The sequence below is a fragment of the Francisella salimarina genome (assembly GCF_007923265.1).
GTDB classification, from domain to species: domain Bacteria; phylum Pseudomonadota; class Gammaproteobacteria; order Francisellales; family Francisellaceae; genus Francisella; species Francisella salimarina.
On the sequence record NZ_VOJA01000020.1, the window covers coordinates 1 to 512 of the forward strand.

The following is a 512-nucleotide window of genomic DNA, read 5'->3' on the forward strand; positions in this document are numbered from 1 at the left end:
TTATTGAGACAGATCCAGGTCTTGGAGGTGATACTTCAGCCGCAGGTGGCACACCAGCCACACTATCTACTTGTGCGGTGTTTAGAGTGCCACTTTTTGTATAACCCGGTGATACCCTAAACTCTGACGCTAGTACTTCGACCTATGTAGCAAGAGACACGTATTAAGCAAATGCAATCTACTGATAACTTGGTCTGTACTGACGTTTAAATGGCCGTTTGAAATGTTGATAGATGCGCAATTATTGATATAGCTACAATTATAACATATAAAGACCTAAATTATCATTGCAGAAGCCGAGCCAATAGCAATCCATCAATCAGATGAAATTCTAAATACACTGTATGAGTGGTGAAGATAGGTTCATGGACAAACAGGTCTAACTCAGAGAGTAAGAGATTGTAAGACTTCATCAATAGAAGCTGAGCGAAAAACCTTAGATTTGATAAAACAATATGTCGCTTATCAAATTTCTCCTCTATGTGGTAGTTCAATATGACAGGATACACGAT

Annotated in this window: 2 protein-coding genes and 1 pseudogene; 2 read left to right on the forward strand and 1 reads right to left on the reverse strand. The window is 38.9% G+C overall.

Annotated elements, in window-relative coordinates; genetic code table 11:
• Nucleotides 1-2 precede the first annotated feature (2 nt).
• Nucleotides 3-104, forward strand: coding sequence for a hypothetical protein (locus tag FQ699_RS09635; protein ID WP_371705099.1), 102 nt, complete (start codon nt 3-5; stop codon nt 102-104).
• Nucleotides 105-178: 74 nt separating this feature from the next.
• Here FQ699_RS09635 and cas5 read toward each other — a convergent pair whose 3' ends face one another.
• Nucleotides 179-241: a CRISPR-associated protein Cas5 gene (gene cas5 / locus FQ699_RS09980; RefSeq protein WP_146422132.1), complete on the reverse strand. Its 63-nt coding sequence runs from the start codon at nt 239-241 to the stop codon at nt 179-181.
• On the opposite strand from cas5, the pseudogene FQ699_RS09985 reads away from it, so the two are divergent.
• Nucleotides 223-496: pseudogene (locus FQ699_RS09985) on the forward strand (exonuclease domain-containing protein); the annotation flags it as partial. The gene cas5 and the pseudogene FQ699_RS09985 sit on opposite strands and share 19 nt — an antisense overlap.
• Nucleotides 497-512: the final 16 nt, after the last annotated feature.